Source organism: Streptosporangium sp. CA-135522, assembly GCF_050949235.1.
Lineage (GTDB): Bacteria > Actinomycetota > Actinomycetes > Streptosporangiales > Streptosporangiaceae > Streptosporangium.
This window is the reverse complement of sequence record NZ_CP192026.1, coordinates 10,055,032-10,073,901: the sequence shown is the minus strand read 5'-3', so window position 1 is coordinate 10,073,901 and position 18,870 is coordinate 10,055,032. Positions and strand designations below refer to the sequence as shown.

The following is an 18,870-nucleotide window of genomic DNA, read 5'->3' as shown; positions in this document are numbered from 1 at the left end:
GGCGTGGTCGTGGGCGAACGTGTGGTTCGGCGGCCCGGTCGGGAGGGAGACGCGTGTCATCCCTCCTGGCCTTCCTCGGCGCTGACCAGCGCGTCGATCACGGCGAAGAAGGCCGCGATGCCCGGCAGGTTCGCCCCCTTGGCCCGCGAGGCCGCGAAATCCTCGGGAGAGCGCCAGTCGACGATGTCCAGCCATTCGTCGTCGGCCAGGCGAACCAGCCTGGCCCCCAGGAATCCGGCGCGGTCGGCGTCGAAGTCGGCCAGCATCGCGGGTCGCGCGTCGAGAAGTGCCTGGGCACGGTGCGGTGCGACCCGGAAGCGGGTGAGTTCCACGGTGGTCGTCATCTCTGTCTCCTCCTTGGTGAGCAGGTAAGAATCACGGTATAGTAAAAAATAGTGATAGTCAAAGTTGGTGATTAAATTTCTGGAGGGACGGTCATGCGTCGCAGTGAACGCAAGCGGATAACTTCTGACCTGGGGATCTTGGCCGGCAACGTGCTGTTCGCCGTCCAGAAGGAGATGTTCGAGACCCTCTCCGAGGAGGGGCACTCCCGGCTCCGGCCCCGGCACGGGGCGGTGCTGGCCTACCTCGACGCCGAAGGGAGCAGGGCCACGGAGCTGTCCCAGCAGTCCGGTCAGCACAAGCAGGTCATCGGCACCCTCGTCGACGAGCTGGTCGCCCTCGGCTACGTGGAGCGCCGCCCCGATCCCCAGGACCGCCGGGCCAAGCTCATCTTTCCCACGGCCCTCGGCCTCGACCAGATGACCAGATCGGACGCCATCATGGCCGCCATCGAACGGCGGCATGCGGAGGAGCTGGGCGAGGAGGCCTACGCCGACTTCAAGCGCTCGCTCCAGCGGGTGGCCGACCTCCAGCGCGCCTGGCGCGAAACCCGCGAAGCCGGGGAGGCCGGGGAGGCCGGAGAAGTCGGGAGGACCGGGGAAGTCGGGAGGACCGGGGAAGCCGGGAGGACCGGGGAAGCCGGGGAGGCAGGGGAAGCCGTAGAGACCGGGGAGGACTCTGTCAACGGCCTGCCCGCGGAGCGCTGACCGGCGGCTTCGTGCTCCGGCCGCCGGCGGTCACTTGTCGATGTCGCCGACCACGAAGAACATCGAGCCGAGGATGGCCACCATGTCGGCGACCAGATGACCGGGAAGCATCTCGCGCAGCACCTGGACGTTGTTGTAGGAGGCGGAGCGGAGCTTCATCCGCCACGGGGTCTTCTCGCCGCGCGAGACCAGGTAGTAGCCGTTGATGCCGAGGGGGTTCTCGGTCCAGGCGTAGGTGTGGCCCTCGGGGACCTTGAGCACCTTGGGAAGACGCTGGTTGACCGGCCCGCGCGGCAGCTCCCGCAGCCGCTCCAGGCAGGCGTCCGCCAGGTCCAGGGAGACCTTGGCCTGCTCCAGCAGCACCTCGAACCGGGCATGGCAGTCTCCGGCCGACCGGGTGACGACCCGCACCGGCAGCTCGTCGTAGGCGAGGTAGGGGTCGTCCCTGCGCAGGTCGACGTCCACCCCGGAGGCGCGGGCGATCGGGCCGCTCACGCCGTACTGCATGATCGTTTCACGGTCCAGCACGCCCACCCCGAGCGTGCGGGCCAGGAAGATCTCATTGCCGGCGATCAGGTTCTCGATGTCGGGCAGCCGTCGCCGCACGTCCGCGACGGCGCGCGCGGCCCGGTCCGTCCACCCCTCGGGCACATCCTCCTTGAGGCCGCCGACCCGGTTGAACATGTAGTGCATCCGGCCACCGGAGATCTCCTCCATCACCGCCTGGAGGGTCTCGCGCTCCCGGAACGCGTAGAAGACCGGGGTGATCGCGCCGAGCTCCAGCGGATAGGAACCGAGGAACATCAGGTGGCTGAGCACCCGGTTCAGCTCGGCCAGCAGGGTGCGCATCCAGACCGCCCGGACCGGCACCTCCATGCCGAGCATCCGCTCCACCGCGAGCACGACGCCCAGCTCGTTGGCGAACGCCGACAGCCAGTCGTGCCGGTTGGCCAGCATGATGATCTGCCGGTAGTCGCGCACCTCGAACAGCTTCTCCGCGCCGCGGTGCATGTAGCCCACGATCGGCTCGGCCGCGCTGATCCGCTCCCCGTCCAGCGTGAGCCGCAACCGCAGCACCCCGTGCGTGGACGGGTGCTGCGGCCCGATGTTGAGGACCATGTCCTCGGTCGCGAGCTCCTTGCCGCGCACCGCGTGCACGGCGTCCGCCCCGGCGCCGATCCCCACGCTGATCTCCCGGGGCGCCTCTTCGGCACGACGCTCAGTCATAGGGCCATGCTGTCACGTCAGCGCCGGGTGACGAGATCCCGCAGGGCGGCGATGAGACGGTCGACGTGCTCCTCGGTGCTGCCGATCCCGATGGAGGCGCGGACGGCGGAGGCGGTGACGTCCTCGCAGCCGCCGTCCTTGGCGCCGAGGAGGTGGCGGACGAAGGGGTGGGCGCAGAACTTGCCGTCGCGCACGCCGATGCCGTACTCGCCGGACAGGACCTCGGCGACCTCGCGGGCGGTGAAGCCGTCGACCACGAAGGAGACGATGCCGACGCGGGGGTGGTCGGGACCCCACAGGGCCAGCTCGTGGACGCCTTCGACGGTGGCCAGGCCGGCGCGGAGGCGGCCGATCAGGCGCTCCTCCTCGCGGACCAGCGTGTTCCAGCCGGTGGCGCTCAGGGCGTCGCAGGCGGCGGCCAGGGCGATGGCGCCCAGGACGTTCGGGGTGCCGGCCTCGTGGCGGGCCTCGGGGTCGGAGTGCCACTCGGTCTCGTCGTCGTTGACGGCCTTCACCGCGCCGCCGCCCCGCAGGTACGGCTCCGCCTCCGCCAGCCAGTCGGCGCGGCCGATCAGGGCGCCCGTGCCGAACGGGGCGTAGAGCTTGTGGCCGGAGAAGACCACGTAGTCCAGGTCCAACGCGGTCAGGTTGAGCCTGCGGTGCGGGACGAGCTGGGCGGCGTCGACGAGGATGCGGGCGCCGTGGCGGTGGGCGATGTGAGCCAGGGCGGCGATCGGCCACAGCTCGCCGGTGACGTTGGAGGCCGCGGTCACGACCAGCAGCTTGGGGCCGTCGATCGCGGCCAGCGCCTCGTCGGCGGCGCGGACCGCCTCACCGGGGAAGGCGGGAGGCGCGAGCCGTACGGCGTCGGCCCAGGGCAGCAGCGAGGCGTGGTGCTCGGTGTCGAAGACCACGGCGGTGGTCCCCCGGGGAAGGCTGCGGGCCAGCAGGTTGGTCGCGTCGGTGGTGTTGCGGGTGAAGACCACCGAGTCGTCGGGGCGGGCCCCGACGAAGGCGCGCACCGTGTGCCGGGCCTGCTCATAGCGGGCCGTGGTGAGCTGGGAAGCGTAGCCGGCGCCGCGGTGGACGCTGGAGTAGGCCGGGAGCGCGGCGGCGACGGCGGCGCTCACCGGCTCCAGACAGGGCGCGCTGGCCGCGTAGTCGAGGTTGGCGTAGGAGACGAGCCTGCCGCCCCTGACCGGGACTTCCAGGTCCGTGCCGAGCACGGCGGGGATGTGCCGGTCGTCGGACACGCGGGTCGCGGGGACAGCCGCGGCGGCGGCGGCGATGGCTTCGGTGGCCGTGGTTGCGGCGACGGTGTTCTCGGCGACGGCGACGGCGGCGGAAGTGAAGATCGTCAGTGCGGACACGCCAAGGCTCCTTCGAGGTCATCGGACCCCAAGCCGTGGCGTTGGTGCGTGGAGCCCGCGCTTGCCCGACACACCTCGTGCCGGACCAGGTCCTCACCCGGGGCACCCCGCCGCGGACGCGAGGGTTGCCGGCCAGCGAGCCGGGGCTTGTCACTGGCACTCATGACCTACAGGGGAACTATAACCGACTCTTGGCCCGGCTCCGCAAGTACGCAAAGAGGGCGATGTTCCCCTTGTCGAGGAACTCCTGAGGCCTCCCGTTCGTCGAGGCTGTAACCCCGGTGAAGCCTGATGGAGCCGGGACGGTGACCCCGACGACACCTGGCGAGGTCGGGGCGACGACCCCGATGAGGCCTGCTGGAAGCCGGGGCGGTGCCCCGACGAAGCCTGACGAAGACGAAACCTGACGAAGGAGCGGACGATGGATTGGGTGAGCAACCCGGAGATCTGGATAGGGTTCGCCACCCTGGTCGGCCTGGAGATCGTCCTGGGCATCGACAACATCATCTTCATCTCCATCCTGGCCGGGAAACTCCCACCCGAGCAGCGGGACAACGCCCGAAAGCTCGGCCTCCTCGCCGCCCTGGTCAGCCGGCTGGCACTGCTGCTGGCGCTGTCGTGGGTGGTGAAACTCACATCACCGCTGTTCGAGGTCTTCGGGCAGGCCATCTCGGGGCGCGACCTGATCCTGATCTTCGGGGGCCTGTTCCTGCTGGGCAAGAGCGTCTACGAGATGCACGACAGCCTGGAGGGCGAGTCCGGTCACGCCGGTGGCAAGGTCGCCTCCTCCTTCACCGCCGTGATCCTCCAGATCATGGTCCTGGACATCGTCTTCTCCCTCGACTCCGTGATCACCGCGGTGGGCATGGTCGACGAGCTCGGCGTCATGGTCGCGGCCGTCGTCGTCTCGGTCGTCGTGATGCTCTTCGCCTCCGGCCCGATCAGCCGCTTCGTGGACAAGCACCCGAGCATCAAGATGCTCGCCCTGTCCTTCCTGGTGCTGATCGGCGTCGTGCTCCTCGCCGAGGGCTTCGAGCAGCACATCCCGAAGGGCTACATCTACTTCGCGATGGCGTTCTCGCTCGCCGTGGAGATGCTGAACATCCGGGCGCGCGGCAAGGCGGGCCGGGAGGAGCCGGTCGAGCTGCACCAGCGCTACGAGCCGGACCAGCGGATCGAGTCATAGCAAGCGCGGTGACGCCGTTGCCGGGCGGGTGACGCGCTCGTCAGGCGGCGGACGAGGCGGACGAGGCGGGCGAGCGGGGCGCCGCCGCCGTACTCGTGTCGGTCGGGGCCAGGCGGCGGATCCCGGCGGCGGCCAGACCTGTGGCGACGGCGAGCGTGATCCACAGGATCCCGTGGCCGAGGGAGAACAGGGCGGTCAGGACGGCGGGGGCGAGCGCGCGGCCGACGCCCGTGGACAACTCGAAGCGGGCCAGCGCGCGGCCGACGCGTCCCGGCGGGGCGGTCGCGATGACCAGCGCCGGCCCGCTGCCCGTGTAGAGGATCTCCCCGACCGTGTACACGACGGAGATCAGGGCCACGGCCGCCGCGCCGGAGTTGCCCGTGACCGACGTGGCCAGGCCGTACAGGGCGTAGGAACCGGCCAGGAACAGCCCCGACAGCGCGAACACCGACCTGCGGGGCCGGCCGGCGAGCCGGGTCACCAGCCCGACCTGCAGCGCGATGACGAGGACGGTGTTGCCCACGAAGATCCCGCTCGACCAGGCCGGGCTCACGTGGAGCTGCTCGACCAGAACCGCGGGGAGCGCGACCTCCAGCACGTCGAAGGCCAGCGCGTACGGCAGGTTCAGCAGATACAGCGCGAGCAGCCCCCGCCCGAGGTCTTCGGAGCCCGCGGTCTCCGCGACGGCCTCGTGGGCCGTGGGGCGGAGTGTCCGCGTGCGCAGCACGAGCAGGGCCGCCACCAGGAATCCGGTCCCGGTGGCCAGGGCGAGCGTCTTCAGCGCGGCGGTTCCTCCGGCGAGCGCGAGGGTGGCCAGCAGGGCGCCCGCTCCCAGCCCGGCGTTGCGCAGCGCGCGTCCCGCGGCCAGCGCCGCGTCCCGCGCGCGACCCTCGACCAGCTCGGTCACCAACGCGGCGTGCGCGGCAGGCCAGACCTGGGTACCCAACCCGAGTAGGACGGCCGTCGCCACGAAACCGGCCGGGCTGTCCAGCGTCAGCAGCGCGGCCACCCCGCCGAACCGGGCCAGCAGGCTGGCGACGACCACGGGACGGCCGCCGATCCGGTCGATCAGGCGACCGGCGTACGGCAGCGCCGCCAGGCCGGCGAGCAGCCCCGCGGAGAGGGCGACGCCCGCGACCGCGACGCTCATGCCGAGAGCGGTCACGCCGTACAGGAGCAGGAAGGGCCGTAGCAGGCCGGCGCCGAGGGCGTCCACGAGCAGGGCGGCCGAGTAGCGGCGGCTGCCGCCGACCGCGGCGAGCGATCGAATCGTCTTCACGGCACCCAGGGTCTTCGACGTCCCGGCGAAGTCCCGCGTCATTTGACGGATTCCGTCAATCCGATCCGCGTCATTTGACGGGATCCGTCAAATGATTCCGGTGCGAGCCGGGCGGTCCGGGGAGAATGCCAAGATGAGCTTCACGATCGATGGCGTGACGGACGGCCGCGTCACTTTCGGGCCGTCACCTCTCGGGGAACTGGCCGCCATGCTGCATGTGCTGTCGGAACCGGCCCATCACCCGGCGCTGCATTCCTGGGTGGTCGCCACCAGTGCCTCTCTGCCCGCCGATCTCGCCGACCGTGTCCACGCGGCCGATTTCCTCTGGCAGGTGGGCCGATCCGACTTCCTCCTCCCCTACCGCGTGCGCGGGAGCCTGAAGGAGGATCTGGACGACCTCGACGCCATAGATGATGATCGGTTCCTCGCCGCCGCGCTGGTCCCGGCCTGCGGCACTTACCGGATCGTCGACAGCGCCGTCGAAGCCCGGCAGGTGAAGGAGCGCGCCGAGGCGAGAGGTCCCCGGCAGGCCGCTTTCGTCGAGCGGCTGTTTCGGGATCTGGGAGGTCTGCGCCGGTGGCTGCGCAGGCTTCTGGAGGACTGTGAGGACGCCTTCTTCGCCGATGCCTGGCGGCGCGTCCAGGTGTCCCTCGCCGCCGATGCCCGGCACAAGGCCGACCTCGCCGGGCACAGGAGCCTGGCGGAGGCGGTGAACGCGATGTCGCCCGCGCTCAGCCTCAAGGACGGACGGCTGACCATCGACAAGGTCGCCGACGCCCACCTGTCGTCCGCACACGACGGGATCACTTTCAGCCCGACCTCGTTCGGCTGGCCGCACCTCGTCCCTCCGCTAGGCCCGTTCTCCGTAGGCCTGTGATCGTCGACGGAGTCGTCGTGGATCCACCGCGAGTGGACCAATCTGGCCCTTCATATATGAGCAATGCTCATATATGGTCGTCGACACTATGAGGAACCGCTGGTTGTCGCCGATCGCCGTCATGGTGCTGGCCGCCGTCATCGTGCTGGGGGCGGCGTTCGACCCGTCGGGGCTGGCCGCGCCGTACACGTGGACGGGCGCCGACCTGCTACCCGTCGCCGGGCTCTGGCAGGTGGCCGCGCCGGCCGTCTACGTGCCGCTGCTGCTGGCGGGGGTCGGGGCGCTGGCGTGGGCGGTCGCGGGCGGGCGTGCCCCGCTGCGTACGGCACTGCTGGTGTGGGGTGCGGTGGTGTGGTCGGCGATGGCGGCCAAGCTGATGATGTCGCTGGTGATGGCCTTCGGCGATGTGGTCTATCTGGCGTGGTCGACCGGCTTCACCGGCGTCAAGGCGGCGGTCTTCGGCCTGCCGGTCCTGGTGGCCACCTGGATCACCCAGCTCCTACACCGCCGCCCCACCCCACCCCCTTCGAGCTCGACCTCCCCCGGGTCGGGTGCTGGACCCGCTGCGGCCTCGGGGTCGTTCTTCCGGTCGGCTTGGGGGCCGGGGTGGGTGGCGGCGGGGGTGGCCGTGGTCTTGGGCGCGTCGGTCGGTGGGGTGTGGTGGGGCGGCTCACCCGTCGGGTACGCCATCGGCGACTCCCCGCTGGCACCGGCGCCCGAGGCGGGACCGCTGGGCTGCCTCGCCGCCGTCACCCTGCTGGGCGTGATGACCTGGGTACTGAACCGCTGGCTCGGTACCACCACCTCGCCGCGGGCCGTCGTGGCCGGGATCTCCGCGCTGGGAGCGGCCGCGACGCTGGGCCTGGTCGAGGTGGCCATCGGGCTCCCCGGAGACCTGGCGGGCGGCGACACGTTCTGGGCACCGGCGATCATGCTCCGCCTCGCCCCCGCGCTCTCCCTCGGCGCCCTCCTCGCCCTCGCAACGGCAACCCTCGTCGCCTTCCTCCCCGCCACCCTTTCGGCGCGAAGAACCGCCCTTCTCCCGGCGCGTAAGGGCGTCGCCTTTTCCGCGCCGATACGGATGACGGCTGTCGTGGCCGTGGCGGCGCTCGCCGTATCGCTCCTGCAGCCCGGCACCACCACCGCGCAGCCACCACGCACCAAGGGCCTGACGCTCTCAGCCGACCGCAGGATCGTCGACGCCGATGGCAACGAGGTGCTGCTGCGCGGCGTGAACGTCAACCAGCTCGAAGACTACTTCCAGAAATTTCCGGACAAGGCGGTGACGCGACCGCTCACCGAGGCCGACTTCGCCGGCATGGAGCAGATGGGCTTCAACGTCATCCGCCTCGCCCTGTCCTGGTCGGCCCTGGAACCCCGGCCCGGCCACTACGACCCGGCCTACCTCGCCAGGATCTCCTGGGCCGTCGAGACCGCGGCCGAGCACGGCCTGCGCACGGTCATCGACATGCACCAGGACGCCTGGGGCAAGGGCGTCAACGCCGCCCCTGGCACCACCTGCGAGAACGGTTCCCCGATGCACGGCTGGGACGGCGCCCCCACCTGGGCCGACCGCTTCGACGGCGCCCCCAAGTGCGAGTTCACCGGACGCGATATCTCTCCGGCCGTCGCCCGCGCCTTCACTAACTTCTACCAGGACAGGGACGGCATACAGACCCGCCTGGTCGCCGCCTGGGGCATGCTGGCGGAGCGGTTCGCGAGCGAGCCGATGGTCGCCGGATACGACCTGCTGAACGAGCCCGGCTTCGGCGAGGCCCCGCCGATCACCTCCGGTGTCCTGCTCGGCCGCTACTACGACCGAGCGATCAAGGCCATCAGGGCGGGCGAGAAGCGCGGCTTCCCGCACCTGGTCTTCTTCGAGCCGTCCGTGCTCTGGTCGGGTCTCGGCTTCGAGGTCTCGGTGCCCAAGGACTTCACCGACGACCGGCTGCTCGTCTTCGCCCCCCACCTCTACAACGAGTCGATCACCATCGACCAGGGCACCGGCCTCACCGTCACGAGCATCGAGCGCGGCTTCGACCTGGCGAGCAGGGCGGCGGCGTACTACGGCGCCGGGCTCTGGTCGGGGGAGTGGGGCTGGTTCGGCGACCCCGCCTCTGCCCCGATCACGAAATACACCGACCAGGAGGATCGGCACCGCATCGGCGGCGCATTCTGGGTCTGGAAGCAGTCCTGCGGCGACGCCCACGCCGGAGCCGGGTCCAAGACCGGCGGCAATCTCATGATCGAGGACTGTGTCACCGGGAAGGACCTGCCCCCGACCCCCGAATACGTCGCCGAGCTCTCGCGCCCCTACCCCCGCTCCGCCCCCGGCCGCCTGACCGGCTTCACGTCGGACCAGGCGAGCCTCACGGCCCAGGGCGAGGGCGCCGGATGCGGCCTCGACGTCTGGTTCCCCGGCGGCGCCCGGCCGGTCGTCCGTGGTGCCGGACTCACGGGCGTCGCCGCCCGGCAGGCACCGGGCGGCTGGCGCATCACCGGCTGTGCCCGGGGCGCCTACACCCTGACGGCACACCGCTAGTCCCGCTTTCCGTACGTCTTTCCGCGCGTCACCGAGCCTGAGCCGCGCCGATCACGACCAGCGCCGGATCAGGTGGAGCGCCTGACCCGCGACGGAGCGCCATGTGCGGAAAACGGGGCCGGGGCGAGCGGCCCGGTCCGTCGTCGTGTGCCCTCACAGGCGTCACCGCGGGGTGCACGACACAGGTCGTCTCGGCGCTCGGCGGGAAGCCGCCGGTCAGCGTGGAACCTTCGTGGGGGGACATTACGATGTTTACGTGCTCTTTGATCCCTGGAATCCGGAATTCGTCGCCCACCCCTACGACGTCTACGACGAGCTGAGACGGGAGCGGCCGGTCAGCTTCTTCGAACCGACCGGCCAGTGGCTGATCGCCCGGCACGCCGACGTCAACACGCTGCTGCGCGACCGCCGACTCGGCCGCTCCTACCTGCACGTCGCCACGCACGCCGAGTTCGGCAAGCCGGACGACCCCGACTTCCAGGACCCGTTCTGGCGGGTGGTCCGGGCGGGGATGCTGGACGTCGAGCCGCCGGTCCACACCCGGCTGCGGCGGCTGGTCTCCAAGGCGTTCACCCCGCGCATGGTCGAGGCGCTCCGTCCCAAGGTCGCCCGGATCGCCGGGGAGCTGGTGGAGGGGTTCGTCGAGCGCGGCGGCGGAGACCTGATCGCCGAGGTGGCCGAGCCGCTGCCGGTCACGGTGATCGCCGAGATGCTCGGCGTGCCCGAGGCCGACCGGCATCTGCTGCGGCCCTGGTCGGCCGACATCTGCGGGATGTACGAGCTCAACCCGTCGGTCGAGGCCCAGCACACCGCGGTGCGCGCGGCCGAGGAGTTCTCCGACTACCTCGTCGGGCTGGCCCGCGCCCGCCGGGCCGACCCCGGCGACGACCTGATCAGCGCGCTGGCCCTGGTGGCCGACGAGGGCGACAAGCTCACCGAGGAGGAGCTGGTCGGCACCTGCGTGCTGCTGCTCAACGCCGGGCACGAGGCCACCGTCAACGTCACCGGCAACGGCTGGTGGTCGCTGTTTCGCAACCCGGCCGAGCTGGAACGGCTCCGCGCCGACCATGGCCTGCTGCCCACGGCGATCGAGGAGCTGATGCGCTGGGACACCCCGCTGCAGATGTTCGAGCGCTGGGTGCTGGAGGACGTCACCGTGGGCGGGGTGGACATCCCGCGCGGCACGGAGGTGGCGCTGCTGTTCGGCTCGGCCAACCGTGACCCCGAGGTGTTCGCCGATCCCGGCCGCCTCGACGTCGGCAGGACCGACAACCCGCACATCTCCTTCGGCGCGGGCATCCACTTCTGCCTGGGCGCCCCGCTGGCCAGGATCGAGCTGGCCGAGTCGTTCGGCGCGCTGCTGCGCAGGGCTCCGAAAATGGAGCTCGCCGCCGAGCCCTCGTGGGGACCGGGTTACATCATCCGGGGCTTGGAATCCCTTCAGGTGCGGGTCTGAGCCATGCGATCGCCCCCGAAGGGTTCGGGGGCGATCGACTCACCCAGTGTGACGTGGGTGTGGGGGTGCTCTTGTTCCGCTTTGACGGACACCGTCGGTGGTGTGGTCAGGCCGCGAAAGCGGCCTCGTAAGCGGCGGGACCAACGTGGCCGAGGCTGCGGGGTCGCGCCCCCGGGCGGCGGAGGCAGACGAGGAAGAAGCCGCCTGAGCCGCGGGCGCACGTTCACCTGCCGGTAGTAGGACGCCTCGGTCTCATCCCGGCGAAGAGGGCTTCGAGCATGCGGTCGACGTAGTCGTGCGTCAGCGGTTGTTGGGCGATCAGCACCCGGAAGTACAGGGGGCCCGAGAGGATCTCCATGGCCAGGTCCAGGTCGAAGTCGGGCGCCAGCTGCCCTTGGTCACGGGCCGCCTTCAGCCGGGCGACGGTCTTGTCCGCCTGCGGGGTGATGAAGCGGTCATTGAGTTCAGCGGCGACCGCGGGATTGTGCTGGACCTCGCCCACCAGGGCCTGATACAGCGGGCCCAACGGTGGCCGGCCCAGCAGATCGACGGCCGCGTAGATCTGCTCGCGCAGGTCAGCCATGACATCGCCGGTGTCGGGGTAGTCGAGTGCGGTCTCGTTCAACGACAACACTGAGTCGAGGAACAGAGCGCCCTTGGACGGCCAGCGGCGGTAGATCGTGTGCTTGCCGACGCCGGCGCGAGCCGCGACCGCCTCGATGCTGAGCTTGGCGTAACCGACCTCCTGGGCCAGGTCCAGCGTGGTCCGCATGATGGTTTTGGTCCGGTCGGCGGCTCGCGCGTTGGGGTTGACAGCCATACCGGCACTGTACTGGAACGGCACGGCACGTGCCGTATTGACAGTAATTGCCGTACTCCATCAAACTGGCCGCGTTCATCGAACGGCACGACACGTGCCGTTCTGTAGGTCGATAGGAGTAACCATGCTTAGCGTCGCCATCGCCTCCGCCGCCGCCCTCATAGCCGCCCCAGCCGCAGGCCTGCTCGGCTACCGACAGCTCAAGCGCGCCGCCCACGCCCAGCGGCTGCGCATCACCGCCCCCTACGGCATCGAGGAGTCCGGGTTCGTCCGCATCGGCGGTATCGACCAGTGGATCTCCATCCGGGGCGAGGACCTGCGCAACCCGGTGATCCTGGAGATCCACGGCGGCCCCGGCGCCACCAACCTCATCTACGCCGCGCGCACCCGCGCCTGGGAGCGGCACTTCACCATCGTGCGCTGGGACCTGCGCGGCACCGGCAAGACCTTCGGGCACGGCGGCCCCGACGGGCAGGGCGAGATGAGCCTGCGGCAACTACAGAACGATGCCCTAGAGGTCACCCAGCACATCCGCACCCGGCTCGGCGTCGAGAAGGTCATGCTGGTCGCCAACTCCTTCGGCTCCTTCATCGGCCTGCGGCTGGCCCGCAACCACCCCGAGCTATACTCCGTCTACGTCGGCACCGACCAGAACATCAGCGCCGGAGGCCGTGACCGCACCGCCTACCAGGCGCTGGTGGACCGGCTCACCAAGGCGGGCAAGAACAAGGACCTGGCCGCCGTCACCGCCATGGGCCCAGACAGGTCGGCCTGGGACATCGAGACCTGGTCGCAGTACAACAAGCACACCGTCGGCTCCGACCCGCTCACCTTCGCCACCGTCAAGACCGTGGTGATCGGCTCGCTGCTGACCTCGCCGCTGCACACGTTGCGCGAACTGCCCGTCTACATGAAGGCCATGACCTTCTCCGAGCGCCTCGCACCCGAGTCCGTGACGATCGACGAGTGGGCCGAGGGCACCACGTTCCGGCTCCCGTTCTTCATCTTCCAGGGCGAGCAGGACGTGATCACCCCCGCCACGTCGGCCCGGCGGTTCTTCGACGACGTCACCGCCCCGGTCAAAGACTTCGCGCTCATCCAGGACGCCGGCCACTTCGCCTCCTTCCGCCACCCCGACCGGTTCCTCGACCTGATGCTCACCAAGGTTCGCCCGGCGGTCACCAGGGAGCCGGTCACCTCGTGAAGCACGGCCGCTACACGCGAGTACGTCCGCCTGGACTCCACTGAGGCGATCAAGCTCCGCCGTTGGCGCCGTCCTCGGCCGTGTGGGTCAGGGTCGAATGCCGTAGCCGATGCAGCGTCCAGCCGCCGGTGGCGGCCTCGAACAGCTCGGCCGCCCGCCGATACGACAGCCGCACCTTCCCGCTGCCCGCATCGATGGCGGTCGGTGGCAGCTCCACCCGAGCCCGCCTGCCGGTGGTGAGCACCGGTCCCGCCCGGCGCCCATCCAGCAGGCGGGGCAGCGGCCGGGCAGTGCCCGTGCGCCACACAATATGGTCGCCACGGTGGTCGGTGGTGGCCGGATCAGGATGATTTGCCTAGGTTGGAATAATCTTAGTACTAAGCTACTTGATACTAATATTCTTACTTAGGAGTGATCGATATGGAGCGCATCGCCGAGCCTCCTGCTGTTACCTCCTCCTCCGACCATGTGCCACTCAGGAGGTGGTTCGCCGTTGCCGCCGTGGCAGTGGGAACCTTCTCCGTCGTGACCGCCGAGCAGCTGCCCGTGGGCCTGCTCACCTCAGTCGGCGGAGCGCTCGACGTCTCCGAGGGAACGGCGGGCCTGATGGTGACGGTGCCCGGCCTCGTCGCCTCCGCCACCGCACCGATACTTCCCGTGGCGATCGGACGCCTGGACCGCCGCATCGTCCTGCTCGGCCTGATCGCCCTGATGGTCGTGGCCAACCTGATGTCCGCCCTCGCCCCGAACTTCGCCGTCCTCCTCGCCTCGCGTTTCCTGGTCGGGATCAGCATCGGCGGGTTCTGGGCGCTCGCCGCCGGCATCGCCGTCCGCATGGTGCCCGAGAGGTACGTGCCCAGGGCCACCGCCATCGCCTTCGGCGGAGCCACGGCCGCCAACGTGCTCGGCATACCGGCAGGGACACTGATCGGTGAACTCACCGACTGGCGCATCGCGTTCGCGATCCTGGGCGGGCTCGGCCTCCTGGTGGTCGTCGCCCTGCTCCTGCTGCTGCCGCAGATGCCGGCCACCTGGCCCGTACGGCTGCGCACACTGGCCGAACAGTTCCGCAACCCCGTCGTCCGCGCCGGTGTGCTCGCTACGTTCCTGCTGGTGAGCGGCCACTTCGCCGCCTTCACCTTCATCAGTCCGATCATGCAGACCATCTCCGGGATCGACAAGAGCATGATCGGCCCAGCGCTCCTCGCCTTCGGCGTCGCCGGCATCGTCGGCAACTTCATCACCGGCGCGGCCGCAGGCCGCAACATCCGAGCGACCATCATCACCATCAGCGTTCTGCTCGCCGCCGTCCTGGCCCTCTTCCCGATCGCCGGCGGCAGCCCGATCAGCGGTGTGACCCTGCTGATCCTCTGGGGCCTGGCCTTCGGCGGCGTACCGGTAGGCGTCCAGACCTGGATTCTCAAGGCCGCGCCGGACAGCACCGAGGCCGCCACCGCCCTGAACACCTCCATGTTCAACCTGGCCATCGCCCTCGGAGCGCTGTTCGGCGGCATCATCGCCGACCACGTCGTCCTTACCGCCGTCCTCTGGTTCGGAGCGGCCCTCGGCATCCTCACCTCCCTGGCCGTACGGACCACCCGGACCACCGAGACCACCCACCACTGACCGGCCCCATCCACCGCCCCTTCGACCACCAACCACAAAGGTGATCTTCATGACCGCAACACCCCAGGCCGAGATCGAAGCGATCAAGGCAGTCATCGCCAAGCTGGAACACTCCCAACGGAACGAGCTCCCCGACGAGTTCATCGGCCTGTTCCGGCCTGATGCGATCTGGACGACCCTCCACGGCAAGCGCCTCACCGGACGCGACGAGATCGCGGCCTTCACCCACCAGGTGCTCCCAGGCGCCTTCAAGGACTCGACCGTCACCTACGAGGTGGTCCACGTCCTGTTCATCCGTCCCGACGTGGCCGCCGTAAAAGCCCGCGCGCAGTACCTGACCCTCGACGGCCGGCCCATCGGCAATCCGAACACTCCTCTCTACGTCATGTCCAAGGAAGACGGTCAATGGAGCCTGGTCGCCTGCCAGAACACCGAAATGCAGGACTCCTAGCGTGCTGAAGGCAGTCGCCTCACACCGTCAACCATCTCGAAGGAGCATCTCCATGTCCGACAGCAAGACGACCTCCGAGGTCATCGCCCAGTTCAACGACGCGTTCACCAAGCACGACCCGGAACTGCTCGTCGGCCTGGTCGCCGACGACTGCGTCATGGTGAGCGTCCAGCCCGCACCCGATGGCACCCGATACGAAGGCCAGGACGCCTGCCTCGCCTTCTGGCAGGAGCTGGCCGCCGACACGAACACGAATTTCACACCGGATGAGGTGTTCGTCTTCGGAGACCGGGCCGTCATCAAGTGGCACGTCGCCTTTAAGCACGGTGAAGTGAACGAGGTGTTCGGCGACGCCCACGCGCAGTCCACCTCCGTGGCCGGAGTCAACCTCATGCAGATCCGTGACGGACGCATCGTCGAGGCCCTCGGCTACAGCAAGACCCCATGACCGGATGACCGCCGTTCATCGAGGAATCGACGGACGTAGGGGGACGACGCGGGCGGGTCGGGTAACGACTCCGCCCGCCCGCGTCACGCATCGGCCCGTGCACCCCTCCGTGCCGGGCCGGTGCGGGGACGGCGGCGCGGCGGCACGGGGGCGTGGGGGAAGGATGCCGCCGCGCCCGTTCATGGGAGGCGCCGGTCGCTCGGTGGGGATGTCTCCGGTGCGAGCCGGGTGATCACGGTCATCTCGGCCTCGTGCATCCGCCGTTCCAGGCCCTCCGGTGTGGGGTCGGAGACGATCAGTGACTCCGGCGCGGGCCAGGCCGCCACGGCGTAGAAGCACCGGCTGCCTGCGCCGTACAGGACGGTCCACCCCGGCCAGGCGCCGTCCAGCCGTTCGGCCTCGGGGCGGGCCGGGCCGTCCCAGACGCGGTGGTGCACGACGGCGTGGGCCTGCCCGGCGCGGTGCCGGCCGGGGACGCGGTAGGGATCTCGCCCGATCACGAGTCCACCCCCCGAGCGGCCTCCTCCTGCCGGGTGACCTCGGCCTGGAGTTGATCGAAGGTGTCGGCGTCCACGGTGCGGAAGGGCGGGCCGTCCCACATCGAGCCGTCGGGGAAGGGGCGCTCGCGGCTGGCCCAGAAGCGCCCGGCGTCGCTGCGGATCACCCGCCAGCCGGGGATCGCCGAAGCCGGTGCGGTGGATTTAAGGTGTTCCACGGGTCGGACCTCCTGAGTCCGGTCAAGGGCCCGCCCGGTCGTCGGTGGCGACGGGCGGGTCCGGCTTACGGGGGAGAGAAAGGGGTTGGGCCCGCCGTACGGGGTGGGTGATCGGTGCCGGGACGGAGCGAACCGGGTGCCGTGCGCGCGGGAAACGGCGACTCGGGTGCAGCGGGGCCCCGGACGCCGTCCGTCGTCGCGCCGGGGCGGCATGGTGGCGGCCGGCCGGGGTGCCACACGCCGTACGGGGCGTGGCGCTCTCTTGGGCATTGGCAGCGGCAGCGGCGTTGGTGTCGGTACGGCGGGGGCGGCCGGAGGCGGATCGGGACGGCGCTGCGCGGGGACCAGCGGGATCACCTCGCCGGGGGCCACGGTGGCGGGTGGTGTGAAGCGCGGCAACTGATGCGGCCCGAGCCGATGGCGCGTCTCCAGCCGTTCGGCGATCAGTGTGCCGGACGGCTGCGCGTAGTCGTGGTCGGCGGGCCGGCCGGGGCAGCCGTGGGCGTACGGCGGGTGGCCGCAGAGGGCGCACCCCATCGGCATCGGCGGATCGCCGGTGAAGCAGTCACAGTCGTTTACCACCTGCCGGTCGAGGACCGGAGCACTAAGGTTCGTCATGGGTCAGGAGTCACTTCCTGATCAAGGGCCCGTCAGGCGGTGCAAGCGTCCTGGCGGGCCTGCCGTTACTTCACGATTTCGCAGCTAGAAGAGCTGGTATGCCATGCCCTGCCATGCTCTACCATGCCCTTGCGAGCCCTGCCTTGATTGAGCACGGGAGAGCATGCACATCTACGGTCTGCCATATGATCAAGCGGCAGGAACCGGTGTCGGAGTGGCGCCAAGACAGGGCACGCTGGAAGCAGGTGTACGACATCCTGCGCCAGGAAGTAGAACGCGGGGAGTACAAGACCGGCTCTCCTATCCCGAGTCTCACCCAGCTTGAACAGGCGTTTCCCGATCTCGCCAGGAACACCATCCGTAAAGCCGTAGATCGGTTGGAACAAGAGGGCTTCGTCCGGGCTGAGCGAGGAGTCGGAACTTTCGTTCGCCCACAAGATGAGTGGCAGCCCACGGGGGACTGAAACCATACAAATCCGACGGGTAGGCCGATCTGCCTTGCCGACCCATTCCAGAGTGTCATGATGATCTCACCTACAGTAGCTGCTTGATGGGGCCATCATGTGCGTGCAATCCGCACATGCGCAAGCGGTATGCACATAGAACTTTCGGGAAGGGCGACGGCAGAATGCCATCATGCCGATGAAGTCTCCTACCGTTCGACATCGCCGTCTTGGCCGTGAGCTGCGGCGACTTCGAGAGAACTCAGCCCTCGGCGTGGCGACGGCGGCCGTCCAACTGGGCTGGTCGCCCAGCAAGGTGAACCGCATCGAAAACGCGCGGATCGCAGTTTCCGGCGCGGATGTCGCTAACGCCTGCGACCTGTACGGAGCGGACTCCTCCACAAAAGCCGGGCTGATTCAGTTGGCAAAGGACGCCAGCCAACGCGGCTGGTGGACCGCGTACTCCGATGTGCTCGGAGGCTCATATGTCGTTCTGGAAGCGGAGGCGACGGCCATCCGGACCTGGGAGCCGTTGTTGGTTCCCGGCTTGCTCCAAAGCGAGGACTACACTCGCGAGCTCATTCGTGCTGCCCGTCCAGGACTGGATGACTCCGAGCTGAAGCGTCATGTGGATGCCCGGATGGCGCGCAAGATCACTCTTCTTGGATCAGCCGCACCGACGCTGCATGCCATCGTGGACGAGGGCGTCCTATGTCGTCCGGTTGGGCCGTCCGGCCTGATGGCCGATCAGCTCGACTACATCCTCCAGGTCATGGACCGACCCAACATCGTGATTCAGGTTCTGCCGTTGCGGGCTGGCGCGCACGCTGGCCTGGATGGTTCTTTCTCGGTTCTGGCGTTCGATGCGGAGGATCCGGATGTGGGCTACATCGGTTGTCCCGGTGGTGACATCTATGTGGAGGCGGTGGATCAGGTCCGTGAGCTTAAGCTGACGTTCGAGCGGCTTGCTGGAGAGGCGTTGTCCCCTGAGGAATCCGCAGCGGTCATCACTGCGGTCAAGGAGTGATCATGGTTGACTTTTCCGAGCTGCATGGCGCCGAATTCCGCAAGAGCAGCTACAGCGGCGGTACCAACGACAACTGCGTGGAGGTGGCCATGAACCTTTCCGGCGTCGTCGCCGTGCGCGACAGCAAGGATCCGTCCGGGCCGGTGCTGACCTTCACCCCGGAGGTCTGGCGTGACTTCCTCAAGGGCGTCCGCGATGGAGAACTCTGAGAGAGCCCGTGACGTTCGTCGTCGAGGTTGCGAAGACCGCCGTCGCCGCCGATCCGAACGGCGGATCATGGCCGCCGGATTCCCACGCGAGAAGTGGCTGACCGACTTCGAGGCCGGCTCCAACGTTGAACCTGCTCTGATCCACACCCTGGCCGAGTGCGAGTGGATCCGCGACGGCAACCCGCTCGGCCTGATCGGCGACTCCGGAACCGGCAAGTCCCACCTGCTCATCACTCTGGGCGCCGAAGCCGCGCACCAACCTCGCCTGACCTCCAGCACAGCCCGGCCTGGTCATGACGGCCTGACCCGGCCTCACCCCGAGA

The 18,870-nt window shown here is 69.3% G+C and carries 20 protein-coding genes, 1 pseudogene and 1 riboswitch; of the genes and pseudogenes, 13 read left to right on the top strand and 8 right to left on the bottom strand.

The window, feature by feature from the left end:
- Window positions 1–56 precede the first annotated feature (56 nt).
- Entirely contained in the window at window positions 57–344 is a 288-nt protein-coding gene (locus tag ACQPYK_RS47210; protein WP_433247543.1) for an antibiotic biosynthesis monooxygenase family protein, read from the bottom strand.
- Between the two features lie 93 nt (window positions 345–437).
- Here ACQPYK_RS47210 and ACQPYK_RS47205 point away from each other — a divergent pair, with 93 nt between their 5' ends.
- Entirely contained in the window at window positions 438–1,049 is a 612-nt protein-coding gene (locus ACQPYK_RS47205) for a MarR family winged helix-turn-helix transcriptional regulator (protein WP_433247540.1), read from the top strand.
- Between the two features lie 30 nt (window positions 1,050–1,079).
- Here ACQPYK_RS47205 and ACQPYK_RS47200 read toward each other — a convergent pair whose 3' ends face one another.
- Together ACQPYK_RS47200 and ACQPYK_RS47195 are read right to left on the bottom strand one after the other, a co-directional pair.
- Complete coding sequence (locus tag ACQPYK_RS47200; RefSeq protein ID WP_433247537.1) at window positions 1,080–2,276, bottom strand: NADH-quinone oxidoreductase subunit D; 1,197 nt, start codon at window positions 2,274–2,276, stop codon at window positions 1,080–1,082.
- 17 nt (window positions 2,277–2,293) lie between these two features.
- The gene (locus ACQPYK_RS47195; protein WP_433259120.1) at window positions 2,294–3,565 is read right to left on the bottom strand and encodes an aminotransferase class V-fold PLP-dependent enzyme; all 1,272 of its coding nucleotides are present in this window, start codon (window positions 3,563–3,565) and stop codon (window positions 2,294–2,296) included.
- A gap of 133 nt (window positions 3,566–3,698) precedes the next feature.
- Window positions 3,699–3,814: riboswitch (SAM riboswitch) on the bottom strand.
- Between the two features lie 253 nt (window positions 3,815–4,067).
- On the opposite strand from ACQPYK_RS47195, the gene ACQPYK_RS47190 reads away from it, so the two are divergent.
- Entirely contained in the window at window positions 4,068–4,832 is a 765-nt protein-coding gene (locus ACQPYK_RS47190; protein ID WP_433247534.1) for a TerC family protein, read from the top strand.
- A 40-nt stretch (window positions 4,833–4,872) separates the two neighbouring features.
- Here the strand turns inward: ACQPYK_RS47190 and ACQPYK_RS47185 are convergent, their stop codons facing one another.
- On the bottom strand, window positions 4,873–6,111 hold the full coding sequence (locus ACQPYK_RS47185; protein WP_433247531.1) for an MFS transporter: 1,239 nt from the start codon (window positions 6,109–6,111) through the stop codon (window positions 4,873–4,875).
- Between the two features lie 133 nt (window positions 6,112–6,244).
- Between ACQPYK_RS47185 and ACQPYK_RS47180 the strand changes: the two genes are divergently transcribed.
- From ACQPYK_RS47180 to ACQPYK_RS47170, 3 genes are all read left to right on the top strand, one after another.
- Window positions 6,245–6,988 carry a DUF5937 family protein gene (locus ACQPYK_RS47180; RefSeq protein WP_433247528.1) on the top strand — a complete coding sequence of 248 codons (744 nt, stop codon included), beginning with the start codon at window positions 6,245–6,247 and terminating at the stop codon, window positions 6,986–6,988.
- A gap of 88 nt (window positions 6,989–7,076) precedes the next feature.
- Complete coding sequence (locus tag ACQPYK_RS47175; protein WP_433247525.1) at window positions 7,077–9,530, top strand: cellulase family glycosylhydrolase; 2,454 nt, start codon at window positions 7,077–7,079, stop codon at window positions 9,528–9,530.
- A 256-nt stretch (window positions 9,531–9,786) separates the two neighbouring features.
- Window positions 9,787–10,986 (top strand): cytochrome P450, encoded by a 1,200-nt coding sequence (locus ACQPYK_RS47170; protein ID WP_433247522.1) that lies wholly within the window; start codon window positions 9,787–9,789, stop codon window positions 10,984–10,986.
- Between the two features lie 223 nt (window positions 10,987–11,209).
- Here ACQPYK_RS47170 and ACQPYK_RS47165 read toward each other — a convergent pair whose 3' ends face one another.
- Window positions 11,210–11,806 (bottom strand): TetR/AcrR family transcriptional regulator, encoded by a 597-nt coding sequence (locus ACQPYK_RS47165; protein WP_433247519.1) that lies wholly within the window; start codon window positions 11,804–11,806, stop codon window positions 11,210–11,212.
- 124 nt (window positions 11,807–11,930) lie between these two features.
- Between ACQPYK_RS47165 and ACQPYK_RS47160 the strand changes: the two genes are divergently transcribed.
- A complete protein-coding gene (locus tag ACQPYK_RS47160; protein WP_433247516.1) occupies window positions 11,931–13,010 on the top strand; it encodes an alpha/beta fold hydrolase in 1,080 nt (359 codons plus the stop codon).
- A gap of 49 nt (window positions 13,011–13,059) precedes the next feature.
- Here ACQPYK_RS47160 and ACQPYK_RS47155 read toward each other — a convergent pair whose 3' ends face one another.
- A complete protein-coding gene (locus ACQPYK_RS47155; protein WP_433247513.1) occupies window positions 13,060–13,317 on the bottom strand; it encodes a hypothetical protein in 258 nt (85 codons plus the stop codon).
- A 194-nt stretch (window positions 13,318–13,511) separates the two neighbouring features.
- On the opposite strand from ACQPYK_RS47155, the gene ACQPYK_RS47150 reads away from it, so the two are divergent.
- Genes ACQPYK_RS47150 through ACQPYK_RS47140 form a run of 3 tightly spaced genes read left to right on the top strand, consistent with a single transcriptional unit; the run spans window position 13,512 to window position 15,535 of the window.
- Entirely contained in the window at window positions 13,512–14,636 is a 1,125-nt protein-coding gene (locus tag ACQPYK_RS47150) for an MFS transporter (protein WP_433247510.1), read from the top strand.
- A gap of 49 nt (window positions 14,637–14,685) precedes the next feature.
- Entirely contained in the window at window positions 14,686–15,087 is a 402-nt protein-coding gene (locus tag ACQPYK_RS47145) for an SgcJ/EcaC family oxidoreductase (RefSeq protein ID WP_433247507.1), read from the top strand.
- Window positions 15,088–15,139: 52 nt separating this feature from the next.
- Window positions 15,140–15,535, top strand: a complete 396-nt coding sequence (locus ACQPYK_RS47140; RefSeq protein WP_433247504.1) for a nuclear transport factor 2 family protein — start codon at window positions 15,140–15,142, stop codon at window positions 15,533–15,535.
- A gap of 179 nt (window positions 15,536–15,714) precedes the next feature.
- On the opposite strand, the gene ACQPYK_RS47135 is transcribed toward ACQPYK_RS47140, so the two are convergent.
- Both ACQPYK_RS47135 and ACQPYK_RS47130 read right to left on the bottom strand, forming a co-directional pair.
- The gene (locus tag ACQPYK_RS47135; RefSeq protein ID WP_433247501.1) at window positions 15,715–16,035 is read right to left on the bottom strand and encodes a hypothetical protein; all 321 of its coding nucleotides are present in this window, start codon (window positions 16,033–16,035) and stop codon (window positions 15,715–15,717) included.
- Window positions 16,032–16,868: a hypothetical protein gene (locus tag ACQPYK_RS47130; protein ID WP_433247498.1), complete on the bottom strand. Its 837-nt coding sequence runs from the start codon at window positions 16,866–16,868 to the stop codon at window positions 16,032–16,034. The genes ACQPYK_RS47135 and ACQPYK_RS47130 overlap by 4 nt, the downstream gene beginning before the upstream one ends.
- A 185-nt stretch (window positions 16,869–17,053) precedes the next feature.
- Here ACQPYK_RS47130 and ACQPYK_RS47125 point away from each other — a divergent pair, with 185 nt between their 5' ends.
- From ACQPYK_RS47125 to ACQPYK_RS47110, 4 genes and pseudogenes are all read left to right on the top strand, one after another.
- On the top strand, window positions 17,054–17,332 hold the full coding sequence (locus ACQPYK_RS47125) for a GntR family transcriptional regulator (protein ID WP_433247495.1): 279 nt from the start codon (window positions 17,054–17,056) through the stop codon (window positions 17,330–17,332).
- A gap of 172 nt (window positions 17,333–17,504) precedes the next feature.
- Complete coding sequence (locus ACQPYK_RS47120; protein WP_433247492.1) at window positions 17,505–18,338, top strand: helix-turn-helix domain-containing protein; 834 nt, start codon at window positions 17,505–17,507, stop codon at window positions 18,336–18,338.
- A gap of 2 nt (window positions 18,339–18,340) precedes the next feature.
- On the top strand, window positions 18,341–18,547 hold the full coding sequence (locus ACQPYK_RS47115; RefSeq protein WP_433247489.1) for a DUF397 domain-containing protein: 207 nt from the start codon (window positions 18,341–18,343) through the stop codon (window positions 18,545–18,547).
- A pseudogene (locus ACQPYK_RS47110) lies at window positions 18,534–18,791 on the top strand (ATP-binding protein); the annotation flags it as partial. The gene ACQPYK_RS47115 and the pseudogene ACQPYK_RS47110, both read left to right, overlap by 14 nt.
- Window positions 18,792–18,870: the final 79 nt, after the last annotated feature.